At 64.2% G+C, this 19,371-nt stretch carries 19 protein-coding genes and 1 pseudogene; 6 read left to right on the top strand and 14 right to left on the bottom strand.

All coding sequences use genetic code 11. The features are described from left to right. Positions 1-389 precede the first annotated feature (389 nt). Entirely contained in the window at positions 390-1,010 is a 621-nt protein-coding gene (locus PCJ21_RS17685) for a L,D-transpeptidase (protein ID WP_269932739.1), read from the top strand. 92 nt (positions 1,011-1,102) lie between these two features. Here PCJ21_RS17685 and PCJ21_RS17680 read toward each other — a convergent pair whose 3' ends face one another. The 10 genes from PCJ21_RS17680 to PCJ21_RS17635 all read right to left on the bottom strand — a co-directional run bounded on the left by PCJ21_RS17680 (position 1,103) and on the right by PCJ21_RS17635 (position 12,858). Beyond that, positions 1,103-1,678: a NifU family protein gene (locus PCJ21_RS17680; protein ID WP_269932738.1), complete on the bottom strand. Its 576-nt coding sequence runs from the start codon at positions 1,676-1,678 to the stop codon at positions 1,103-1,105. A gap of 134 nt (positions 1,679-1,812) precedes the next feature. Beyond that, complete coding sequence (locus tag PCJ21_RS17675; protein WP_269932737.1) at positions 1,813-2,304, bottom strand: universal stress protein; 492 nt, start codon at positions 2,302-2,304, stop codon at positions 1,813-1,815. Between the two features lie 74 nt (positions 2,305-2,378). Then, on the bottom strand, positions 2,379-3,446 hold the full coding sequence (trpS, locus tag PCJ21_RS17670; RefSeq protein ID WP_269932736.1) for a tryptophan--tRNA ligase: 1,068 nt from the start codon (positions 3,444-3,446) through the stop codon (positions 2,379-2,381). 81 nt (positions 3,447-3,527) lie between these two features. Then, complete coding sequence (locus PCJ21_RS17665) at positions 3,528-4,385, bottom strand: glycosyltransferase family 2 protein (protein WP_269932735.1); 858 nt, start codon at positions 4,383-4,385, stop codon at positions 3,528-3,530. Further along, complete coding sequence (locus PCJ21_RS17660) at positions 4,382-5,305, bottom strand: Gfo/Idh/MocA family protein (protein WP_269932734.1); 924 nt, start codon at positions 5,303-5,305, stop codon at positions 4,382-4,384. Before PCJ21_RS17660 ends, PCJ21_RS17665 begins: the two co-directional genes overlap by 4 nt. Next, a complete protein-coding gene (locus PCJ21_RS17655; RefSeq protein ID WP_269932733.1) occupies positions 5,298-5,840 on the bottom strand; it encodes a dTDP-4-dehydrorhamnose 3,5-epimerase family protein in 543 nt (180 codons plus the stop codon). The genes PCJ21_RS17660 and PCJ21_RS17655 overlap by 8 nt, the downstream gene beginning before the upstream one ends. A gap of 118 nt (positions 5,841-5,958) precedes the next feature. Further along, entirely contained in the window at positions 5,959-7,155 is a 1,197-nt protein-coding gene (locus PCJ21_RS17650; protein ID WP_269932732.1) for an acyltransferase family protein, read from the bottom strand. A gap of 114 nt (positions 7,156-7,269) precedes the next feature. After that, positions 7,270-8,868, bottom strand: coding sequence for a murein biosynthesis integral membrane protein MurJ (murJ, locus tag PCJ21_RS17645; RefSeq protein ID WP_269932731.1), 1,599 nt, complete (start codon positions 8,866-8,868; stop codon positions 7,270-7,272). Between the two features lie 46 nt (positions 8,869-8,914). Beyond that, entirely contained in the window at positions 8,915-11,713 is a 2,799-nt protein-coding gene (locus PCJ21_RS17640) for a [protein-PII] uridylyltransferase (RefSeq protein ID WP_269932730.1), read from the bottom strand. Positions 11,714-11,784: 71 nt separating this feature from the next. After that, positions 11,785-12,858, bottom strand: coding sequence for a glycosyltransferase family 10 domain-containing protein (locus PCJ21_RS17635; RefSeq protein ID WP_269932729.1), 1,074 nt, complete (start codon positions 12,856-12,858; stop codon positions 11,785-11,787). A gap of 155 nt (positions 12,859-13,013) precedes the next feature. On the opposite strand from PCJ21_RS17635, the gene PCJ21_RS17630 reads away from it, so the two are divergent. From PCJ21_RS17630 to PCJ21_RS17615, 4 genes are all read left to right on the top strand, one after another. Continuing rightward, positions 13,014-15,506 (top strand): heavy metal translocating P-type ATPase, encoded by a 2,493-nt coding sequence (locus PCJ21_RS17630; protein WP_269932728.1) that lies wholly within the window; start codon positions 13,014-13,016, stop codon positions 15,504-15,506. Positions 15,507-15,534: 28 nt separating this feature from the next. Further along, positions 15,535-15,918: a CopM family metallochaperone gene (gene copM, locus PCJ21_RS17625; protein ID WP_269932727.1), complete on the top strand. Its 384-nt coding sequence runs from the start codon at positions 15,535-15,537 to the stop codon at positions 15,916-15,918. A gap of 73 nt (positions 15,919-15,991) precedes the next feature. Then, entirely contained in the window at positions 15,992-16,828 is an 837-nt protein-coding gene (locus PCJ21_RS17620) for an aldo/keto reductase (protein WP_269932726.1), read from the top strand. A 142-nt stretch (positions 16,829-16,970) separates the two neighbouring features. Continuing rightward, positions 16,971-17,570 carry a YdeI/OmpD-associated family protein gene (locus PCJ21_RS17615; RefSeq protein ID WP_269932725.1) on the top strand — a complete coding sequence of 200 codons (600 nt, stop codon included), beginning with the start codon at positions 16,971-16,973 and terminating at the stop codon, positions 17,568-17,570. Between the two features lie 10 nt (positions 17,571-17,580). On the opposite strand, the gene PCJ21_RS17610 is transcribed toward PCJ21_RS17615, so the two are convergent. The 3 genes and pseudogenes from PCJ21_RS17610 to PCJ21_RS22120 form a co-directional block, all read right to left on the bottom strand. After that, the gene (locus PCJ21_RS17610; protein ID WP_269932724.1) at positions 17,581-17,880 is read right to left on the bottom strand and encodes a DUF6958 family protein; all 300 of its coding nucleotides are present in this window, start codon (positions 17,878-17,880) and stop codon (positions 17,581-17,583) included. After that, positions 17,861-18,286, bottom strand: coding sequence for a hypothetical protein (locus PCJ21_RS17605; protein WP_269932723.1), 426 nt, complete (start codon positions 18,284-18,286; stop codon positions 17,861-17,863). The genes PCJ21_RS17610 and PCJ21_RS17605 overlap by 20 nt, the downstream gene beginning before the upstream one ends. 30 nt (positions 18,287-18,316) lie before the next feature. Continuing rightward, a pseudogene (locus PCJ21_RS22120) lies at positions 18,317-18,424 on the bottom strand (GFA family protein); the annotation flags it as partial. 119 nt (positions 18,425-18,543) lie between these two features. Here PCJ21_RS22120 and PCJ21_RS17600 point away from each other — a divergent pair. After that, on the top strand, positions 18,544-19,170 hold the full coding sequence (locus PCJ21_RS17600) for a TetR/AcrR family transcriptional regulator (RefSeq protein ID WP_269932722.1): 627 nt from the start codon (positions 18,544-18,546) through the stop codon (positions 19,168-19,170). On the opposite strand, the gene PCJ21_RS17595 is transcribed toward PCJ21_RS17600, so the two are convergent. Continuing rightward, the gene (locus PCJ21_RS17595) at positions 19,167-19,355 is read right to left on the bottom strand and encodes a hypothetical protein (protein WP_269932721.1); all 189 of its coding nucleotides are present in this window, start codon (positions 19,353-19,355) and stop codon (positions 19,167-19,169) included. The two genes, PCJ21_RS17600 and PCJ21_RS17595, sit on opposite strands and share 4 nt — an antisense overlap. Positions 19,356-19,371: the final 16 nt, after the last annotated feature.

Genomic DNA, 19,371 nt, shown 5'->3' with positions numbered 1-19,371 from the left:
GAAGTGCGGCCATTTGACGACTTACGGGTAGCTTTTCCGAATGTGGTGAGGTTCACCGTCCGCGGACGGCAAACAAACCGGTTCTAGGACTGTAGTCCTATGTTCGTTGATTTTGTCAACCCGAAGTCGACCGCTGGACTATTCCAGACACGTTCCCGTCAGCAGTAGTTCCCGCGCGCGGCCAAAATCCGCTCTTGCCGCCTACCGTTGAATCCATTGATTTTTCCCGCCATGCGTGTTGCCGAAATGCCATAACCCGTCCCTTACATTAACCCGGACGCGGCTTAACGGACACGCGAGGCTTGGCAAGCAAAACCCCTGCCCGGTAAGAATGGTGGCGAAAATGAGGCCGAATCGGTCCGGTCATGGCTCTTGTTTGGGAACACAGCATGCAATTGAAGTCCTTTGCCATCGCCGCTGCCCTGGCGCTTTCCACCGCACTGGCGGGCTGCTCGACCGATGGTGTGTCGCGCATGTTCTCCAACGACTATGGCGCGCGCGTCGATGCAGGCTATCAGCTGCCGGCCATTCCGATCAGCAAGGTGCCGCGCCAGTATCAGCGCCAGGTCGTGCGCTACGAGACCAACGAGCAGCCCGGCACCGTGGTTGTCGATACCGGGCAGAAATTCCTGTACCTGGTCCAGCCCGACGGCAAGGCGATCCGCTACGGTATCGGCGTTGGCCGCGAGGGTTTCGAGTGGCAGGGAACGGCCCGCATCGCCATGAAGCGCGAATGGCCGGTGTGGACCCCGCCGCCGGCGATGGTCAAGCGCCAGCCGGAACTCGCCAAGTGGTCGGGCGGCATGCCCGGCGGCCCCAAGAACGCCCTCGGCGCCCGTGCCCTGTACCTCTACAACAAGGGCGGCGACACCGGCTATCGCCTGCACGGCACGCCGGAATGGAACTCGATCGGCAAGGCCATGTCGTCAGGCTGCATCCGCCTGATGAACCAGGACATCATCGATCTCCACAACCGCGTCGATGTCGGCGCCAAGGTCATTGTGAAATAGCACTGCGGACCGTCCAGGCAACACGGACGACCCAAACGAAAAACCGGGCGCTTTGGCCCGGTTTTTTGTTTTTGCTCAGTGCTTTGAAGAGGTCAGGAAACCTGTTCGACCTGCTGCACCTCGGGCACGAAGTGACGAAGCAGGTTCTGGATGCCGTGCTTCAGCGTCGCCGTCGACGACGGGCAACCGGCGCAGGCGCCCTTCATGTGCAGGAACACGGTGCCGTTTTCGTAGCCGCGGAAGGTGATGTCGCCGCCGTCCTGGGCAACTGCCGGCCGCACGCGCGTGTCGAGCAATTCCTTGATCGTCACCACGATCTCGGCGTCGGCCTTGTCGAAGAATTCGTTCTCGTCGTCGTGGTGCCCACCACCGCCGACTTCCTGGCCAGCCATGACCGGTGCGCCCGACATGAAATGCTCCATGATCGAGCCGAGAATCGCCGGCTTCAGATGCTGCCAGTCGGGACCGTCCTTGCTCACGGTGATGAAATCATAGCCGAAGAACACGCCGGTCACGCCCGGAATGTCGAACAGCCGGCCGGCCAGCGGCGAGGCCGAGCGTGCCGATTCCGCGTCGCGGAAATCGGCCGTGCCCTCGAGCAGCACTTCCTTGCCCGGCAGGAACTTCAGCGTCGCCGGATTTGGGGTCGCTTCGGTCTGGATGAACATGGCGCATCTCCATGCCCGCGCGGGCGGGTCGTTAGTTTGGAATAGTTCTAATTAGGCTCATGACGGCCGACATTCAAGCCGCCGGCGCGCCTCCGCGCCAATATGTTGCGCCCAGTCTATTGGGCCAGGGTCCGTCAGGCCAGGCTGTCGATGTCCTCGTCGGACAGGTTCTGCGGCACGACGGTAACGGGAATCGGGAAGGCCGCGCCCTTGCCGGCAATCGAGGCGACAAGCGGCCCCGGACCTTCCTTGGCGGCGCCCGCCGCCAGCACGAGGATGGCGATGTCCTGGTCTTCCTCGATCAGCTTGTGGATCTCATCGGCGGGGCGGCCTTCGCGCACCACCAGTTCAGGCTCGATGCCCAGCGTCTCGCGCACCTTCGCGGCCTGGTTGTCGAGCGCGGCATTGGCCGCGGCGGTTGCTTCCTCGCGCATGATCTTTTCGACGCCCAGCCAGTGCTGGAAGTCGTCCGGCTCGATGACATAGAGCAGCACAAGCACGCCGTTCGTGCTTCGCGCCCGCTTGGAGGCGTAGGCGACGGCGCGCTCGCACTCCGGCGTATCGTCGATGATCGCCAGAAACTTGCGCCGGTGTCCGGCTTCCTTGCTGAGGCGTTTGGAGACCATGGGCTACCTGTGTTGAGTTGGTCACAATCTGCCACCAGCGCCGGCCGCCCGCAAGCAGCCGACGCCGAGACGGTTTAGTCGCCGAGCAGGCCGATGATGTCGCGCACGTCCTTCATCGTCGTTTCGGCGATGACGCGGGCGCGGTCGCCACCGTCGCGCAGGACCTCGTCGATATAGGCCGGGTCGGCGATCAGCCGGCGCATCTCGCCGGCGATCGGCGCCAGCTTCTCGACCGCGAGGTCGGCAAGTGCTGGCTTGAACACCGAGAACTGCTGGCCGGCAAACTGGCGCAGCACCTCTTCCTTGGTCATGTCGGCGAGGCCGGCATAGATGCCGACGAGGTTTTCCGCCTCAGGGCGTTCCTTGAGGCCTTCGAGCTCGCTCGGCAGCGGTGCCGGGTCGGTCTTGGCCTTGCGGATCTTCTTCGAGATCGTGTCGGCGTCGTCGGTCAGGTTGATGCGCGACAGGTCGGAGGGATCCGACTTCGACATCTTCTTCGAGCCATCGCGCAGCGACATGATGCGCGCCGCCGGCCCGCCGATCAGCGGCTCGGTGATCGGGAAGTAGCCGTTGACCGTCTCTTCGCCCACCTGCATCTCCACGCCGATGCCGAGATCGGCGATACGGGCGGAAAAGTCGTTGTTGAATTTCTGGGCGATGTCGCGCGTCAGCTCCAGATGCTGCTTCTGGTCGTCGCCGACAGGCACATGGGTGGCGCGGTAGAGCAGGATGTCAGCCGCCATCAGGCTCGGATAGGCAAGCAGTCCCAGCGAGGCGTTCTCGCGGTCCTTGCCGGCCTTGTCCTTGAACTGCGTCATCCGGTTCATCCAGCCGATGCGCGCCACGCAATTGAAGATCCATGCCAGCTCGGCGTGCTGCAGCACCCGCGCCTGGTTGAACACGATGTGCTTCTTGGGATCGATGCCGGCGGCCAGGAACGCCGCGGTGATCGAGCGCGTCTGGCTGGCCAGGTCGTCATGGACGAGCTGGGCGGTCAGCGAGTGCAGGTCGACGACGCAGTAGATGCAGTCGTTGGTGTCCTGCAGCGCGACAAACTTGCGGATGGCGCCGAGATAGTTGCCGAGATGGAGATTTCCGGTCGGCTGGACGCCGGAGAAGACGAGGGGTTTGAAGGCGGTCATGATTGATCCCGTGGCTTGTGGAGGGCCGTTTCGCGCGCGGCGAAATGCGAGAGGCGCTTATGAACGATGGCGCCTGGTCGATCAAGTGGTGCGCCAGCTGCGAAGCAGGTTCTCGATGCGCACGCCAAGCCGCTTCCCATGGCTGACAAGGCGAACGAGCACCGGGTCGGTGGGCGCTGTCCATCCCTTGTGCGCCTTGCGGATCGCCTCTTCCAGAGCGAGCCGCAGTGCGACGCTATTGCGGCGCTCGAAAAGGTCGTTCAGTTCGGTGATGCGCTCCTGTGCCGTCCAATCGGTGCGCAACGGCGAGGCGATATGGATGGAAGTGGCTTCCAGTCCCGAGCCGAAGCGCAAGCCTGGTTGGCGCATGAACTTTCGCCACATGAACTGGTCAGTGAAGACATCGGCAGGTGCCGGGCTCCAGCCGACCGGCAGTGCGCGATAAGCGCTCATGCGGTGACCACCAACCGTCAGGCCGAAGAAGGTTTTCTGGCCGTCGCGCACCTTTTGCCAGCAGTCGGGCTCGGCGAAGCTACCGCCGTAAACCACGAACTCGTTTCGGCCATGCACGTTGATCTGCACCATGTGGCCGAAGTCGTATCGCTTCAGCAGTTTGGCCAGGCTTGCAAGATGTCCGCGCAACCAAAGGTCGTCGTCGCCGCAATATGCAACGATCTCGCCGCGCGCTTGCTGCAGGACGACGTGCCTGTGGGCTTCGCCGTGGCGTTGTCCTTTCGGGAAATCGAAATAGCGGATACGCGGATCGTTGCGGGCAAGGTCCTCGACGACGTCGCGCGTCTCGGCCGATGCGCCGTCGCCGACCACGAACAGCTCGAAATCGGAAAAGGTCTGTTCCTGGATGCTCCGGATCGAATAGCCGATCAGGTGCGCATGATTGTGCGTCGGCATCAGCACGGTGGCGAAGGGTTTGTGGCTCACTCGGGCAGCCCTGCCTTGCGCCTGATCTCGCAAACGCGCTCGACAATCAAGGCGCCTTCAGCAACCGAACTCATCGGCGGCGGCCCGCCGCGCAAATGGCGCAGGAAGACTGCGAGTTCTGCCTTGAGCGGCATGTCGTTTTGAAACGGCACCTTGATCTCCGGCGCGTCCAGCTTGTCCGGCGTTCCCTGGCGCAGGATCAGATGATCGTCGAGACTGCCATTCAGCGTGACCGTGCCGCTGGTGCATGCCAGGATCACCGATCGCCGGTTGACCGGATGGTGAGCCGATGTCTCGATGACCACGCGTGGCCCGGCGGTGCGACCGAGCAGGGCGACGAGACCGCTGGATGCGGGACCCAGTCCGTCGGCGAACGCGACATCGACGGGCGGAATGTTGCCCAGAACGTGCAGGCAGATCGACAGGTCATGCGGCAACAGGTTCCAGATCGGGTCGACCTCGTTGTGGGTCATCGACCAGCCGAGCCGGTACAGCCTGAGTCCCAGGACGTCGCCGATCTCGCCGCTTCTTGCATATTGGGCAATGCGTTCGATGCCGGAGTGGTAACGCCACTTGTCCATGACGAAGATGCGATCCGGTGCGGTTCTGGCGAGCAGCTGCGCCGTCGCGAGATCGGATGTCAGCGGCTTTTCGACAAACAGCGGAATGTTGCGCGGCAACAGGCCGAGCAGAACCGCGCCATGGTTGTCGCTTGGGGTGGCCACGACGGCCCCCTCTACCGCGGGAAGCTCGGCCATCGTCGAGACAATGTGGTCGGCGCCATTGGCCATGGCGTTGGCGCGGGACCTCTCGCTTGGGGCCACGCACGTGACCCGGGCGCCGAGCGTTTTCAGGTCGCGCAGGATCAGCTTGCCCCAGCCGCCGCAGCCGATCAGCCCGACATGCGGCTTGTCAGTCACGGCTGGCCCTCAGTTGCTCGCGCACGGTAAGGTACTGCCGCGTCATTTCGGCGGCGCTGCCGGCGGTCGTGTCGCGCGGCGAAAGCGCGGGATCGCGAACCTGCCAGTCGAGGCCGAGGTCGGGATCGTCCCAGCGGCAGCCGATCTCGTCCACCGTGTTCCAGTAGTGCGATACCGAATAGCAAAGGCTGGAAGCTTCGGGGAAATGGAAGCCATGCGCGACACCGGGCGGGATCAGTGCAGCCTGCATCTTCGATCCCTTGAGGGTCACCGTCGTCGCAAGGCCATGCGTCGGCGATTCCGGGCGAACGTCCGAAAGCGCAAGGACGAGCGTGCCTTCGAGGCAAACGAGATAGTCTGAGTGAATCACGTGGACGTGCACGCCGCGCAGCACGTTCGGCTGGCTGCGCACGAAGTTCCACTGCACGGGCTCGATGCCGGATTTCCATTCCTGGCGGAAGATTTCGGTCAGGTTTCCGCGATCGTCGTTGTGGGTCGTCAGGTCGCGAACATCGCATCCTATCGGCAGTCTCATCGTGGATACTTCCCCCTATTGCACTTGGGCACATTCCCGGTGCGTCCGCTTCGCGGCATAAGTCCCTGTATCTGTGCAGGCGATGTCAAAGCAACGCCAAAAAGACACCGTTGGGTCCTCAGGTTTCGGCGGTCACAGGCCGGCTGCCGGCGGCGCGCGCGGCCTTCCTGGCCGGCAGGCCGACCAGCGTCCGGTAGGGCGCGGGCAGCCGGTCCGCAACGATCGCGAAGGCGAGTGACCAGAAGGTGGTGATCGTAACCACCAGGATCAGTTTGATCCAGAGGGGCTGGTTGAACGGAAGTACGTAAAACAGTGCCATCAGCACAAAGGTCTGGTGGACGATGTAAAGCGGAAAGATCTTGGCATTCAGCCAGGCAAGCGTCCTGCTCGGGCGATTGGCGTACAGCGCCCCGAAACCCACACAGGTCAGGATCACGCTCCAGGCGAGCGAAAAGGTCAGCAGCTTGTAGAGCAGCATCGGCATGCCGCCGTGCTCGCCGCCGACGCCGGCCACCTCGTCCATCCAGGCAAAGCGGTAAAGCGCGACGTTGAGCGCCAGCGCCAGTGCCAGGCTCCACCAGCGCCGGGCGACGATGCCGCCGATCACCGCCTGATGGTGCTTGGCGATGAGGAAGCCGAGGCCGAACCAACTGGCCCACGCGGCAAACCAGGCGCCGTCATTGTAGAGCACGTTGGTCGCGCGCGGGAAGAACGGCGACAGCAACAGGTTCAGCACCAGGGGTAACAGCATCAGCAGATAGACCGCTGGCGAGCGCGCGACAAGCTCGAACCGGTTCATGGCCGGCTGCATTCGGGGGGCGGTCACCAGCAGGAAAACGGGGGTGCAGATGACCGTCATGACCAGCAGGTAGGCGACGAACCACATGTGCGCCCACGAGAAATTGCCGGTCGGATAGCGCCCCTCTGTGAAATAGTTGAACACCCAGAACTCGAACAGCGATCCCGAAAAACGGCCATCGTGCATGCGCTCGTACCAGACCTGCGGCACGATGATGACGCACATCGCGAAGATCAGCGGCAGGAAGAGCCGGATGAACCGTCCGCGCAGGAACGCGATGCCACTCTCGGACCGGAATGCAAACCAGGTGCCCATGCCGGAAACGAAAAACAGCAGCGCCAGTCGCCAGCTGCGCGGCGACATCATGACGAGGGACAGCATTTCGCTACGCTCGGCGCTGCTGATCAACCAGTCCAGATCAGGGAAGAAGGCGACCGAGGAATGATAGACGATGAGCAAGGCAAACGCGCTGACCCGCAGCCAGTCGATGTAGTATAGCCGTACGTTTGGCTGCATCGGGCTTGGAGCCCCTGTCACCGCGAACCGCGCAGAACAAGACTTGCTACGGCCCAATATTGAACACGCGGAGCTTTATGGCCGGCAATTCTTAAGATTTCGAAACATCGTGCGTCAGTCGGGCTCTACCGTGCCCGGTGCCGGCTTGGCTCCGCCGCGCCGGACGTTGCGCCGGACCATGCCGAAATCGGCGCCACCGATGCCGAAGGCGACACCGAAATAGATGACCATCGCGCCGAAGACAATAACCGCGAGCGCTGCCGCCTGCGTGTAGAACGGGGCGGCGGAGCCGAGCCATTGGTCGGCACGGCCGGTGGCGTACCACAGCGCGCCCGCCATGACGGCCGTAGCCACCAGCAGTCGGGGAATCCGTCTCAACAGGGCGGCGTCGCGGTTCCAGTGGCCGCGCCAGACCAGCATGCCGAGCAGCATCGCGGCGTTGGCCCAGCCGGCGGCTGCCGCCGCAGCCGCGATGCCTGGCGCGCCCATCGACGGAAACAGCGTCAGCGCCACCGTGATGTTGATGGCGACGGAGATCGCCGCGAAATACATCGGCGTGCGGGTGTCCTCGCGGGCGAAAAAACCGGGCGTGAACGCCTTGATCAGCACGAACGCCGGCAGACCCAGTCCGAAGATGGCGAGGATCGAGGCCACCACGGGCGTGCTGTTCGACGCCGCGAAGGCGCCGCGCTCGTAGAGCACGCGCACGATCGGTTCGGAGATGACGAGCAGGGCCACTGCTGCAGGCAACGTCAGGAACAGCGTGAATTCCACCGACCGGTTCTGCAGATTGGCCGCCTCGATCATGTTGCCCGACTTCAGCGCCCGCGACAGCTCCGGCAACAGCACGATGGCGACGGCCACGCCGACTACCCCAAGCGGCAGCTGGTAGACGCGGTCGGCGAGGTTGAGCGACGAAACCGCGCTCTCCTGACCCGAGGCGATCGCGGTGCCGATCAGCGTGTTGATCTGGGTGATGCCGCCGGTGATCGCGGCGGGCAGGGCGAGCCACAGCAGGCGCTTGACGTTGGGCGTCAGTTTCGGGCGGCGAAAGCCGATCGAGATGCCGGCGTGGCGCACCGCGATCCAGACGATGCCGAGTTGCACGATGCCCGCCGCCAGAACGCCCCAGGCCAGCGCATAGCCGACGGTCAGGCCGTCATGGCCGCGATACCAGGCGTTGGCGAGCACGCCGACCAGGATGATGTTGAGGAAAACCGGCGCGACCGCGGCGGCGAAATAGCGGCGCAGCGAATTCAGCATGCCGCTCATCATCGCCGCCAGCGACATGCAGATCAGGTAGGGGAACATGATCGTGGCAAGTGCCACCGTCAGGTCATATTTCTCGGGGTCGGCGGTGAAGCCCGGCGCCACGACGAACCGCACGATCAGCGGCATCGCCAGTTCCATCACGATGGTCAGCGCCAGCAGCGCCGTGAACAGGACACCGAACACCTCTTCGGAAAACCGCTTGGCGCCCTCGACGCCGTTGGCCTCGATCTCCTTGGCAAACAGCGGCACGAAGGCCGCGTTGAACGCACCCTCGGCGAACAGCCGCCGGAACGTGTTGGGGAACTGGAAGGCGGCATAGAAGGCGTCCGCCACCGGCCCGGTGCCGAGCGCTGCCGCCATCAGCATCTCGCGCGCGAAACCGAGAATGCGGCTCATCAGCGTGCCCGACGCGACCGTCGCGAATTTCTTTACCAGTGACATGGGGCGCGACGATGCCTTGCGGATTTGGGCGGGATAATGGCTGCGGTCATTCGGCTGCCGCCGCCTTTGTTCTGGCGCGTTCGGCGGCCGGACCCTCGAGGGTGGCGATCAGGCGATTGCGGATGTTGTCGAGCCGGGTCGGGTTGTCGATCTTCTGGCCGGTCAGGTCGGTGACGTAGAATGTGTCGATGACCTTTTCGCCAAAGGTCGTGATATGCGCCGAGGCGATGTCGAGCGACAGGTCGGACAACGCACCCGTGATTTCCGAAAGGAAGCCGGGCCGGTCGAGGCCCTCGACCTCGACCACCGAGAACCGGTTGGACAAGGCGTTGCGGATTTCGGCGCGCGGCTGGATGCGGAAGGTCTTCTGGCCGCGTTTGGGCTTGGCGCGCTTGGCGATCATCTCCGGCAGCCAGCTCTTGCCCGAAAGCACGTCCTCGATCAGCTGGCCGACACGCTCGGCGCGCCGGCGTTCGTCCTCGTCGCGGTCGAACTCGCGGGAAATCAGGATGATGTCCAGCGCGCGCCCGTCGGCCGTCGTGAAGATCTGGGCATCGACGATGTTGCCGCCGGCAGCCGCACAGGCCCCCGCAATCACCGACAAGAGCCGCGGATGGTCCTGCGCCAGAACGGTGATTTCGGTCACCGCCTCGAACTCGCGGGTCCTGACCATCGTCGACAGGTGCTTGCCCGCCTCGTCGGCGGCGCGGATGAACTCGGCGTGGCGTTTCTGGTCGTCAAGATCGACCGTCAGCAGGTAGTTGTCGTAGTGCAGCTTGACGTACTTCTTGCGCGTCCGCTCCGGCCAGTCGGCGAGGGCCTCGCTCAGGACCTCGCGCGCCGCAGCCGTCCGCTCGGCCCGCGAGACTTCGGAGAAGCCGCCGGTCAGCAGCAATTCCGTTTCGTAATACAGGGTGCGCAGCAACTGGCCTTTCCAGCCGTTCCAGACGCCTGGCCCGACGCCTCGGATGTCGCAGACGGTCAGGATCAGCAAGAGCTTCAGCCGCTCCACCGACTGCACCACATCGGCGAAATCATCGATGGTCTTGCGGTCGTTGAGGTCGCGCGTCTGCGCCGTCATCGACATGACCAGGTGGTTCTCCACCAGCCAGGCCACCGTCTCGGTGTCGGCCGGCGACAGGCCCATATGCGGGCAGATGCGGCGGGCGATCTTGCCGCCGGCCTCCGAATGGTCTTCCGGGCGGCCCTTGGCGATGTCGTGCAGCAGCACCGCGACGTAGAGCACCTCGCGCTGCTTCTTCAGGCTGCCGATCAGCGAATGGCTGAGCGGGTGGATTTTCTCGCCGTCGCCATGCTCGATCTCCGACAGCACCCCGACGCAGCGCAGCAGATGCTCGTCCACCGTGTAGTGGTGGTACATCGAAAACTGCATCATCGCGACGATCTTGCCGAAGTCTGGGATCAGGCGTCCGAGCAGGCCCGCCTCGTTCATCCGCCGGAGATTGAGCTCGGGACTGCGGTCCGATGTCAGTATGTCGAGGAAGTAGCGATTGGCCTCCTCGTTCCGGCGCAGGGTGCGATCCACCAGCCCCAGCGAACGTGTCAGAAGCTTCAGCGCGTTCGGGTGCAGCTCGAGCCCGTGCCGGTCCGCAAACCAGAACAGCCGCAGCATGTTGACGGGGTCGCGCTCGTACACCTTGACGTCGGCGACATTGATGCGCTGGTTGTCGATGATGAAGTCGCTGGTGCCGGCGAGCTTGCGGCGGCGGCGCGAAAAACCCTGCAGCAGTCCGTGGAAGCCTGGCGCGTCCTTGGCCTGCTCCTCTTCGAGGGCGGCGCAGAAGATGCGCGTCAGGTCGCCCACTTCCTTGGCCACGAGGAAGTAGTCCTTCATGAAGCGCTCGACAGCCGAAAGCCCCGGCTGCGTCGTGTAGCCAAGCCGCTCGGCGATCTCGCGCTGGATGTCGAAATGCAGCCTTTCCTCCGGCTTGCCGGTCAGGAAGTGCATGTGGCAACGCACCGCCCAGAGGAAATCCTCGGCCTCGACGAACTGTCCGTACTCGCCTTGGGTGAAGACGCCCTTGTCGATAAGCTCGGCACCGGTCCGCACGCGGTAGTAATATTTGCCGATCCAAAACAGCGTATGCAGGTCGCGCAGGCCGCCTTTGCCGTCCTTGACGTTCGGCTCGACGAGGTAGCGGCTTTCGCCCGATTTGGCATGGCGGGCGTCACGTTCGGCAAGCTTGGCCTGCACGTATTCGGGGCCGGTGTCCTTGATCAGTTCCCGATCGAAGCGCTCGATCAGCTCGTCGCAGAGCGGCTTCTCGCCCCAGATGAAGCGCGCTTCGAGAATGGCGGTTCGGATGGTGATGTCGCTGCGCGACAGTCTGAGGCACTCGTCGATGTTGCGGGTGGCATGACCGACCTTCAGGCCCATGTCCCACAGCATGTAGAGCATGTATTCGACGATCTGTTCGCCCCACGGCGTCTGCTTGTAGGGCAGCAGGAACAACAGGTCGATGTCCGAGCCCGGCGCCAGCGTGCCGCGGCCATAGCCACCGACGGCGACGATCGCCATGCGCTCGGCCCGCGAGGGGTTCTTGGCGCGATAGACGTGGGTGGCGGCGAAGTCGTAGAGGACGCGGATCACCTCGTCCATCAGATGCGAGATACGGGTCGCGCAGGCCGTCCCGCCCTCGTCTTCCATCAGCATGCCCTCGGCGATCTTCTTGCCGGTGGCGATCCGCTCCTTGAAAAAGGCCAGCGCAGTCGCCCGGATGTCCGGATCGGCGCCGTTGCCGGTGTCGCCTGTCAGCGCGCTGAGGTCGCGCCGCAGCGCGTCCGCGTCGATCAGAAGATTCAGGTTGAGCGCAATATTCGTCATCTGCCCCTGTTGGCCTCGCCCTTGAGGCCGCGTCTATAGCGCGAAAACTCCGGCCTGTCTTCGCGGCGAAATCATCGTCCGGCCGCTGTTTTCGCCCTTGCCCGCGTTTCCGACGATTTGAGGACCTGGTGCCAGAAATCGGCGATGCGGCGTTCATCGAGGTAGGAACGCGTGTGCTCGGTCAGTGGGCTCTGCGCGAAGAACGCCTCGTAGATTGCAGGATCGCGGTCGGCCTTGATTGTACGCCGGACAACGGAGAGCAGCGTCAAGGGCGTCGCCAGCTTGCGGACAATGCGCGACCGCGCCAGCTTGTCGTTGCCAAGCGCAAGTACCCGGCAGATACGGGCTTCGTGGGCGTGCCAGTTGATGTAGCAGCGCTCGTCAAACTGCTCTGCAACCCTGGGATCGCCCCAATAGATCGGAACGCTTCCGGCCTGCATCGCATCGACGATCTTTTCGGTGGTGTATCCGGGGGCCGAACTGTTTTCGAAGGCGATGGTGAACCTGCGTTCCTTTAGGAAGTCGATCTTGGCCTTCCCCGTCGGACCAATCGGCAGGCAGTTGTTCTGCACGCGTCCCGGCGCATCGACACGGCGATAGAGCGACAGAGTCCTGAACAGCCAGCGGCGCAGCTTGGCGCGCTTGTTGCTGTAGATGAAGGCGCAGAAATGTCGGCGCGCAGCCCGTTCGGCCGGCGTCTCGGGAGCCTTCGCAACGAGCGCATGCAGGATTGAATCGCCATGGCCGCCCCAACTCCAGGCGTAGATGGGGTAGCGCATATAGTGGTCGTTGCCGATGTCCGGCTCAAAATCGAAGGCGAGCGCCCATTCGCAGACATCCATCACCGGCGTTGCGTTTTCACCGGTGATGAACACACGTTCGTAGCCGCCAGCCGGCACCATTGGCATGCGCGTTCCCGGAACATTTTCGTGCTTCGGTGCAAACGGGCCGATGAGCACCAGGTCGGCATCTGCCAGCTTGTCGCAGATCGTCACGCTCGACCCGAATACGTTCGCCCAAGGCGCGATCCATCGTTCCATGATGACGTCGGCGGTCATTCCTTCCCAGAAGTGGCAGCAATGCACCTTGATCGCCAGCCTGGCGTTGGACGTCTCGAGATCAGCACTGTTTCTGGTCGTCATCATCCACTGTTACCGAAGGCGGCGGCGTGGAACATCGCAAGCCGCAGAATGTTGAAGAGCTGCATTGAGATGAAGAAACTCAGGCCGGTTAGGGCTTGACCTTCCAGTAGGGGCAATCTGTACGCTCCTCTTTTTTCGCATGGACGGGATTCTGTCAAATGAAGCACAGTGACGACCACACCGACCACCATGCCGGGCATGCCCACGCCAAGCCGGCCGCCGAAGCGGTGGTCCGCGATCCCGTCTGCGGCATGCTGGTCGATCCCCGGGCCGGCAAGCCGACGCTCCAGCATGGCGGCCACCTCTATCACTTCTGCAGCGCTTCGTGCCGTGACAAGTTCCAGGCTGCGCCCGACAGATATGTCAGCGCCAAGGATCCCGTTTGCGGCATGGACGTTGCGCGCGACACGGCTCGGCATTTCCTCAAGTATGAAGGCACCGGCCACTACTTCTGCTCGTCGACCTGCGAGGGCAAGTTCACCGCCGAGCCGGCAAAGTACCTGTCCGGCAAGCCTGCGGTGCAGGCCATGCCGAAGGGCACGCAATACACCTGTCCGATGCACCCCGAGATCATCAGGGACAAGCCCGGCTCCTGCCCGATCTGCGGCATGGCGCTCGAGCCGCTTATGCCGAGCGCCGATGACGGCCCGAACCCCGAACTGGTCGACTTCACGCATCGCTTCTGGGTAAGCGCGGCCCTCTCCATTCCGCTGCTCGTCATCACCATGGGGCCCATGGTCGGCCTGCCCGTACGCGACTGGATCGGCGAGACGACAGCCGTGTGGCTCGAATTTCTGTTGGCAACGCCCGTCGTCCTGTGGGCGGCCTTGCCTTTCTTCCGGCGTGGCTGGGATTCGATCCTCAACCGCAGCCCAAACATGTGGACGCTGATCTCGCTCGGCGTCGGCGCGGCCTATCTCTACAGCGTCGTAGCGGTCCTGCTGCCGGACCTGTTCCCGCACGAGTTCCGCGGCCATGGCGGCTCGGTGCCGGTCTATTTCGAGGCCGCTGCGGTCATCGTGGCGCTGGTCTTCCTCGGCCAGGTGCTGGAACTGAGAGCCCGCGAGCGTACCGGGTCGGCCATTCGCGCGCTTCTCGATCTCGCGCCCAAGACGGCTCGGCGCATTGCCCAGGACGGATCCGAGAGCGATGTCCCGCTCGAACAGGTGGCCAGTGGCGAGCGTTTGCGCATTCGACCCGGCGATGCGGTGCCGGTCGACGGCGTCGTGCTCGAAGGCCGATCCTCGGTCGACGAATCGATGATCACGGGCGAGCCGCTGCCGGTCGAAAAGACCGAGGGCGACAAGCTGACCGGCGGCACGCTCAACAAGAATGGCGCGCTGATCATGCGCGCAGACAAGGTCGGCGCCGACACGGTGCTGTCGCAGATCGTCGACATGGTTGCCAAGGCCCAGCGCAGCCGCGCGCCCATCCAGGGGCTGGCCGACCGCGTCTCGTTCTATTTCGTGCCGACGGTGGTGCTGATCGCCATCGCCGCATTCATCGCCTGGGCGATCTTCGGTCCCGAGCCGAGCATGGTCTATGCCATCGTCTCGGCCGTCTCGGTGCTGATCATCGCCTGTCCCTGCGCGCTGGGCCTCGCCACGCCGATGTCGGTCATGACGGCGACCGGCCGCGGCGCCCAGGCAGGCGTGCTGATCAAGGATGCCGAAGCGCTCGAACGTTTCGCGCGTGTTCGCACCCTCATCGTCGACAAGACCGGCACCCTGACCGAAGGCCGGCCGCAGTTGACCGATGTTGTCACCACAGCGGGCATCTCCGATGACGAGTTGCTGGCCCTCGCGGCCGGTCTGGAAAAGGGTTCCGAGCATCCGCTCGCCGACGCGATCGTCGAAGGCGCCGGCAAGCGCGGCATCGCGGTGCCCGAGGTCCAGCACTTCGAGTCGGTCACCGGCAAGGGCGTCTCCGGCACAGTCTCTGGCCGCAAGGTGGCGCTCGGCAACGCCGCGATGATGACCGATCTCGGCATGGAGCTGGGCGATCTCGCAGCCGGCGCCGACGCGCTGCGCAGCGACGGCAAGACCGCAATGTTCGTCGCCGTCGACGGCAAGCCCGCCGGCATTGTCGCCGTCGCCGATCCGATCAAGGCGACTGCCGCCGAAGCCATCCGGGCGCTGCACGATCTTGGCCTCAAGATCATCATGGCGACCGGCGACAACGAGCGCACCGCCAGGGCCGTGGCCCAGAAGCTCGGCATCGACGAGGTTCGCGCCGACATGCTGCCGGAAAGCAAGAAGGCGCTGGTCGACGAGCTTTGCGCCAGGGGCCAGGGCGTCGCCATGGCCGGCGACGGCGTCAACGATGCGCCCGCCCTTGCAGCCGCCGATGTCGGCATCGCCATGGGCACCGGCGCCGACGTCGCCATGGAAAGTGCCGGCATCACGCTGCTCAAGGGTGACCTGACGGGCATCGTGCGTGCCCGCAAGCTCGCCCAGGCGACCATTGGCAACATCAAGCAGAACCTGTTTTTCGCCTTCGTCTACAACGTTCTGGGTGTCCCGGTCGCCGCAGGCGTTCTATATCCGGTCCTCGGCACGCTTTTGTCGCCGATGATTGCCGCCGCCGCGATGAGCCTGTCGTCGGTGTCGGTCATTGCCAATGCGCTGCGTCTCAGGGCGATCAAGCTGTGAGCGCGCGCCCCCAACAAGGAGCTAATCGATGAACCTGACCAAGAAGTTTGTGCTCGCCTTGATGGCGGCGGGCATGCTGGTTGCAGTGCTGCTCGAGACCGCGCCCGCCCAGACCGACCATAGCGCCCATATGGCGCCGGCGGTGGCAAACAGCGCCGCCACCGAGGCCTACAAGGCTGCGATGGACAAGATGCACGCGGACATGATGGCGGTCGAACATAGCGGCGATGCCGACATCGACTTTGTACGCGGCATGATCCCGCATCATCGGGCTGCCATCGACATGGCCAAGGTCCTGCTCGAGCAGGGCAAGGATCAGGAACTGCGCAAGCTCGCCGTGGAAGTCATCTCCGCGCAGGAGGCTGAAATCAAGCGGATGGAAGCCTGGCTGGCCGCGCATCCGGCCAAGTAACGTGTCGCTGCGTCGGGGCGGTGGCAAACCGCACCCGGCACTGTAAGCTGGCGGCAATCATCGGGAGGCCGCCATGCATGCAACCACAACCCTGCCTTCGGGCGAGCCTGTGCCGGTTCTCGGCCAGGGCACCTGGATGATGGGCGAGGACCGCAGTCGGGCAGCCGATGAGGTGGCAGCCCTCAGGCTGGGGCTCGATCTTGGCGTCACGCTGATCGACACCGCCGAGATGTATGGCAACGGCGGCGCCGAGAAGGTCGTCGGAGAAGCCATCGCGGGGCGCCGCGACGAGGTGTTCCTGGTCTCGAAGGTTCTGCCGTCCAATGCCTCGCGCAATGGCGTCATCCGGGCTTGCGAGGCAAGCCTGAAGCGCATGCACACAGACCGCATCGATCTTTATCTCTTGCACTGGCGCGGCGGTGTGCCGTTGTCCGAGACCATCGCGGTGTTCGAGGAGTTGCGCCAGTCCGGCAAGATCCGGCACTGGGGCGTCAGCAATTTCGACGCCGACGATATGGAGGAAATGGGCCGCCTGTCCAGGGGCAGCAACGCCCAGGCCAATCAGGTGCTCTACAACCTGACCCGGCGCGGTATCGAGTTCGACCTCGCGCCGATGTGCCGCAACGCGGGCATCCCGATCATGGCCTATTCCCCGGTCGAGCAGGGCGCATTGGCCGACAACGCAGGACTTCGCGGCATCGCAGCCCGCCACGACGCCACCGCGGCACAGGTAGCCCTTGCCTGGGTCCTATCCCAGCCCGGCGTCATCGCCATTCCCAAGGCAACACGGCTGGAGCATGTCAGGCAGAACGCCGCTGCGCGTGAAATCAGGCTGGCCCCACAAGACCTGGCCGAGCTCGACCGGCTTTTCCCGGCACCGTCGGACAGGCGTCCGCTGGAAATGATCTGATCGCCAAAAGGCGCCAAAGCTGCAGGCTGGACTTGAAAAATGGACCGGCGTCCGCTGCTATCGACGACAGAATCGAAAACAGGGACACGAAGATGCAGATTGGCCAGAACCCCGGTGGGATCAGCCATGGCGGCGAAAGCTGATGGCCCCGGTGTTTGTCGACCCCGGCAAGGTGCGCGAATTCGAGGACGCCGCGCGGTTCTACGACTGGCTGGCCGGCCACCACGACAAGGCTGACGAGGTCTGGATCAAGATCCACAAGCTTGGCTCGGGCCTGCCCTCGATCACGCCCAAGCAGGCGATCGATGTCGTGCTGTGCTGGGGCTGGATCGACGGCGTGCGCAAGGGCCTGGATGCCAGGAGCTTCCTGCAGCGCTATTCGCCGCGCGGCAAGAAGGGAACCTGGAGCCAGATCAATGTCGACAATGTCGCGCGCCTGATCGCCGAAGGCCGCATGACTGAACACGGGCTCCGCCAGGTGGACGCCGCCAAGGCCGACGGGCGCTGGGACCGCGCCTACAAGTCCGGCAAGGACATGAAGATACCCGACGATCTGCAGGCCGCCATCGACGCCGAGCCGGAGGCCAGGGCAATGCTGGCGAAGCTGAGCGAGCAGAACCGTTTCGCGCTGGCCTTCCGCACCCACAATATGAGGACCGAGGCCGGCCGCAGGAAGAAGATCGAAACCTTCGTCGAGATGCTCAGGCGCGGCGAAACGATCTATCCGCAGCGCGAAAAATAGGCCGCGCTGTTCAGGCCCGGTGGAGCCTGAGCGGCTTGGTCGGCTCGCGCCGGACGATGCCTTGCGCCTCAAGATCGAGTTGCGCTGCCTTCAGCCACCAGCCGGCCTTTTCGCCGCCGGGAAACAGCGCCTCCGGCAACAGCGGCAGCACGCTCGCCTTGGCGTCCGCCACCGTCAGTCCGGGCGCCTTGGCTGGCAGCACCGCAAGCAGCGCATCGCGCATGGCGGTGTACTTGGCCTTGTCGACGCGCACGACATGGCCCGGCGAAATGACGTTCCTGATCTCGATCTTATCGCCTGCCTTGGACATCGGTCCCTCCCTGCACATAGTCGATCCGGGGGCTGCGAAAGCCCATCATGGCCCAGGCCGACAACAACCGCCACATGAACAGGCCGGAATGCCTTGCATAGCTCGGCAGCCCGTCGGAGAACTCGACGCCTGCCCGGCGGTCCGCCGTCATCACCCGCATCTCGACCGGCGGCCGGTCTTGCGGCCGGAACCGCCTTCGGTAGACGGACAGCCAGTGGCCGTTCTTGAATTCGAGAAACATCGGCGCATTGCAGCAGGTGGCCAGCACGCGCCGCGTCGGCGAGCTTGCGGTCAGCCGATGTTCGCGCAACAGGTCCGCCCCGCGCGCGCAGCGCACCCGGTCCTTGCGATAGAGCGCGAAATCTGTGCCCCCGTCGCCTTCGAGCACATCAAGGCCGTCGGCCATGTCCTCGAACAGCTTGCCTGCCTTCTGGCAGCTCGAACAGTGGCATATCGCGCCGATGATCGGATCGCCGCTTGCTTCGAACTCCACCTGTCCGCATTGGCAGGTTGCGCGCCGTATTGCAGTCTCGGAACCAGACATGTCTGCACCTCTGACTTCGGTTCGAGAAATTAGACTGGACCGTCCAGTTTGATTTGTCAAACGCTTCGGCCTATCGTCTTTTTCGGGTTTCGGCCCGAGCCCAAGGAGGAAAGCCCACAATGAGCGGTGCCAGGACACGCCAGCAGCGCACGCGCGACACCATCGTCTCGGCTGCTGCCGGGCTGTTTCTCAGGAATGGCTTCCTCGGCGCCAACATGGACGAGATCGCGGCGGCCGCCGATGTCTCGAAGCAAACGGTCTACGCCCATTTCCACAGCAAGGAGGGGCTGTTCCTCGACGTCGTCAGGGGGCTGACCGGCGTCGCCGGCGACAGGCATCAGGAGCAGGTCGCCGACCCCGAGCCCGAGCGCCCGATCGGCGACTACCTGCTCGAATTCGCCGAACTCCAGCTGACCATCGTCATGACGCCGCGGCTGATGCAGCTCCGCCGCCTGGTCATCGGCGAGGCCGAGCGCTTTCCCGAATTGGGCAGGGCGCTGCACGCGCTCGGGCCGGGGCGGTCGATCGAGCGCCTGTCGCGCGCCTTCGTCCGCTATCGCGAAGCCGGGCAGCTTGTGGCCGGCGACATTCCGGCCGCGGCGTCGTTCTTCAACTGGCTGGTGATGGGCGCCCCGGTCAACGACGCCATGCTCCTCGGCGACGACGCCATCCTGCCCGCCAGCCAAGTCCGCAGCCATGCGGAGGAAAGCGTGCGGATCTTCCTGGCGGCATACGGCACGCGCTAGCTCCGCAAGCTCGCAAAGAACGCCGCGACCTCTTCCGCCCACACCACCGGCACTTCCATCGCGGCGAAGTGGCCGCCACAGGTCAGCTCCGTCCAGCGCACGATGGTGTTGCCTTCCTCGCCATAACCGCCTTCGGTAGACGGACAGCCAGTGGCCGTTCTTGAATTCGAGAAACATCGGCGCATTGCAGCAGGTGGCCAG

This window comes from Aminobacter sp. HY435 (assembly GCF_027568395.1).
In the GTDB taxonomy this organism is placed as follows: domain Bacteria; phylum Pseudomonadota; class Alphaproteobacteria; order Rhizobiales; family Rhizobiaceae; genus Aminobacter.
This window is presented reverse-complemented; position numbering and strand designations above follow the sequence as displayed.

Bases quoted from the DNA above. Each gene is read 5' to 3' on its own strand.
- PCJ21_RS17630 (WP_269932728.1), top strand. From the start codon at position 13,014: ATGAAGCACAGTGACGACCACACCGACCACCATGCCGGGCATGCCCAC.
- PCJ21_RS17680 (WP_269932738.1), bottom strand. From the start codon at position 1,678: ATGTTCATCCAGACCGAAGCGACCCCAAATCCGGCGACGCTGAAGTTC.
- PCJ21_RS17605 (WP_269932723.1), bottom strand. From the start codon at position 18,286: ATGGCCGACGGCCTTGATGTGCTCGAAGGCGACGGGGGCACAGATTTC.
- copM (WP_269932727.1), top strand. From the start codon at position 15,535: ATGAACCTGACCAAGAAGTTTGTGCTCGCCTTGATGGCGGCGGGCATG.
- PCJ21_RS17650 (WP_269932732.1), bottom strand. From the start codon at position 7,155: ATGCAGCCAAACGTACGGCTATACTACATCGACTGGCTGCGGGTCAGC.
- PCJ21_RS17635 (WP_269932729.1), bottom strand. From the start codon at position 12,858: ATGATGACGACCAGAAACAGTGCTGATCTCGAGACGTCCAACGCCAGG.
- PCJ21_RS17655 (WP_269932733.1), bottom strand. From the start codon at position 5,840: ATGAGACTGCCGATAGGATGCGATGTTCGCGACCTGACGACCCACAAC.
- PCJ21_RS17600 (WP_269932722.1), top strand. From the start codon at position 18,544: ATGAGCGGTGCCAGGACACGCCAGCAGCGCACGCGCGACACCATCGTC.
- PCJ21_RS17685 (WP_269932739.1), top strand. From the start codon at position 390: ATGCAATTGAAGTCCTTTGCCATCGCCGCTGCCCTGGCGCTTTCCACC.
- murJ (WP_269932731.1), bottom strand. From the start codon at position 8,868: ATGTCACTGGTAAAGAAATTCGCGACGGTCGCGTCGGGCACGCTGATG.
- PCJ21_RS17675 (WP_269932737.1), bottom strand. From the start codon at position 2,304: ATGGTCTCCAAACGCCTCAGCAAGGAAGCCGGACACCGGCGCAAGTTT.
- trpS (WP_269932736.1), bottom strand. From the start codon at position 3,446: ATGACCGCCTTCAAACCCCTCGTCTTCTCCGGCGTCCAGCCGACCGGA.
- PCJ21_RS17610 (WP_269932724.1), bottom strand. From the start codon at position 17,880: ATGTCCAAGGCAGGCGATAAGATCGAGATCAGGAACGTCATTTCGCCG.
- PCJ21_RS17595 (WP_269932721.1), bottom strand. From the start codon at position 19,355: ATGCGCCGATGTTTCTCGAATTCAAGAACGGCCACTGGCTGTCCGTCT.
- PCJ21_RS17615 (WP_269932725.1), top strand. From the start codon at position 16,971: ATGGCCCCGGTGTTTGTCGACCCCGGCAAGGTGCGCGAATTCGAGGAC.
- PCJ21_RS17620 (WP_269932726.1), top strand. From the start codon at position 15,992: ATGCATGCAACCACAACCCTGCCTTCGGGCGAGCCTGTGCCGGTTCTC.
- PCJ21_RS17640 (WP_269932730.1), bottom strand. From the start codon at position 11,713: ATGACGAATATTGCGCTCAACCTGAATCTTCTGATCGACGCGGACGCG.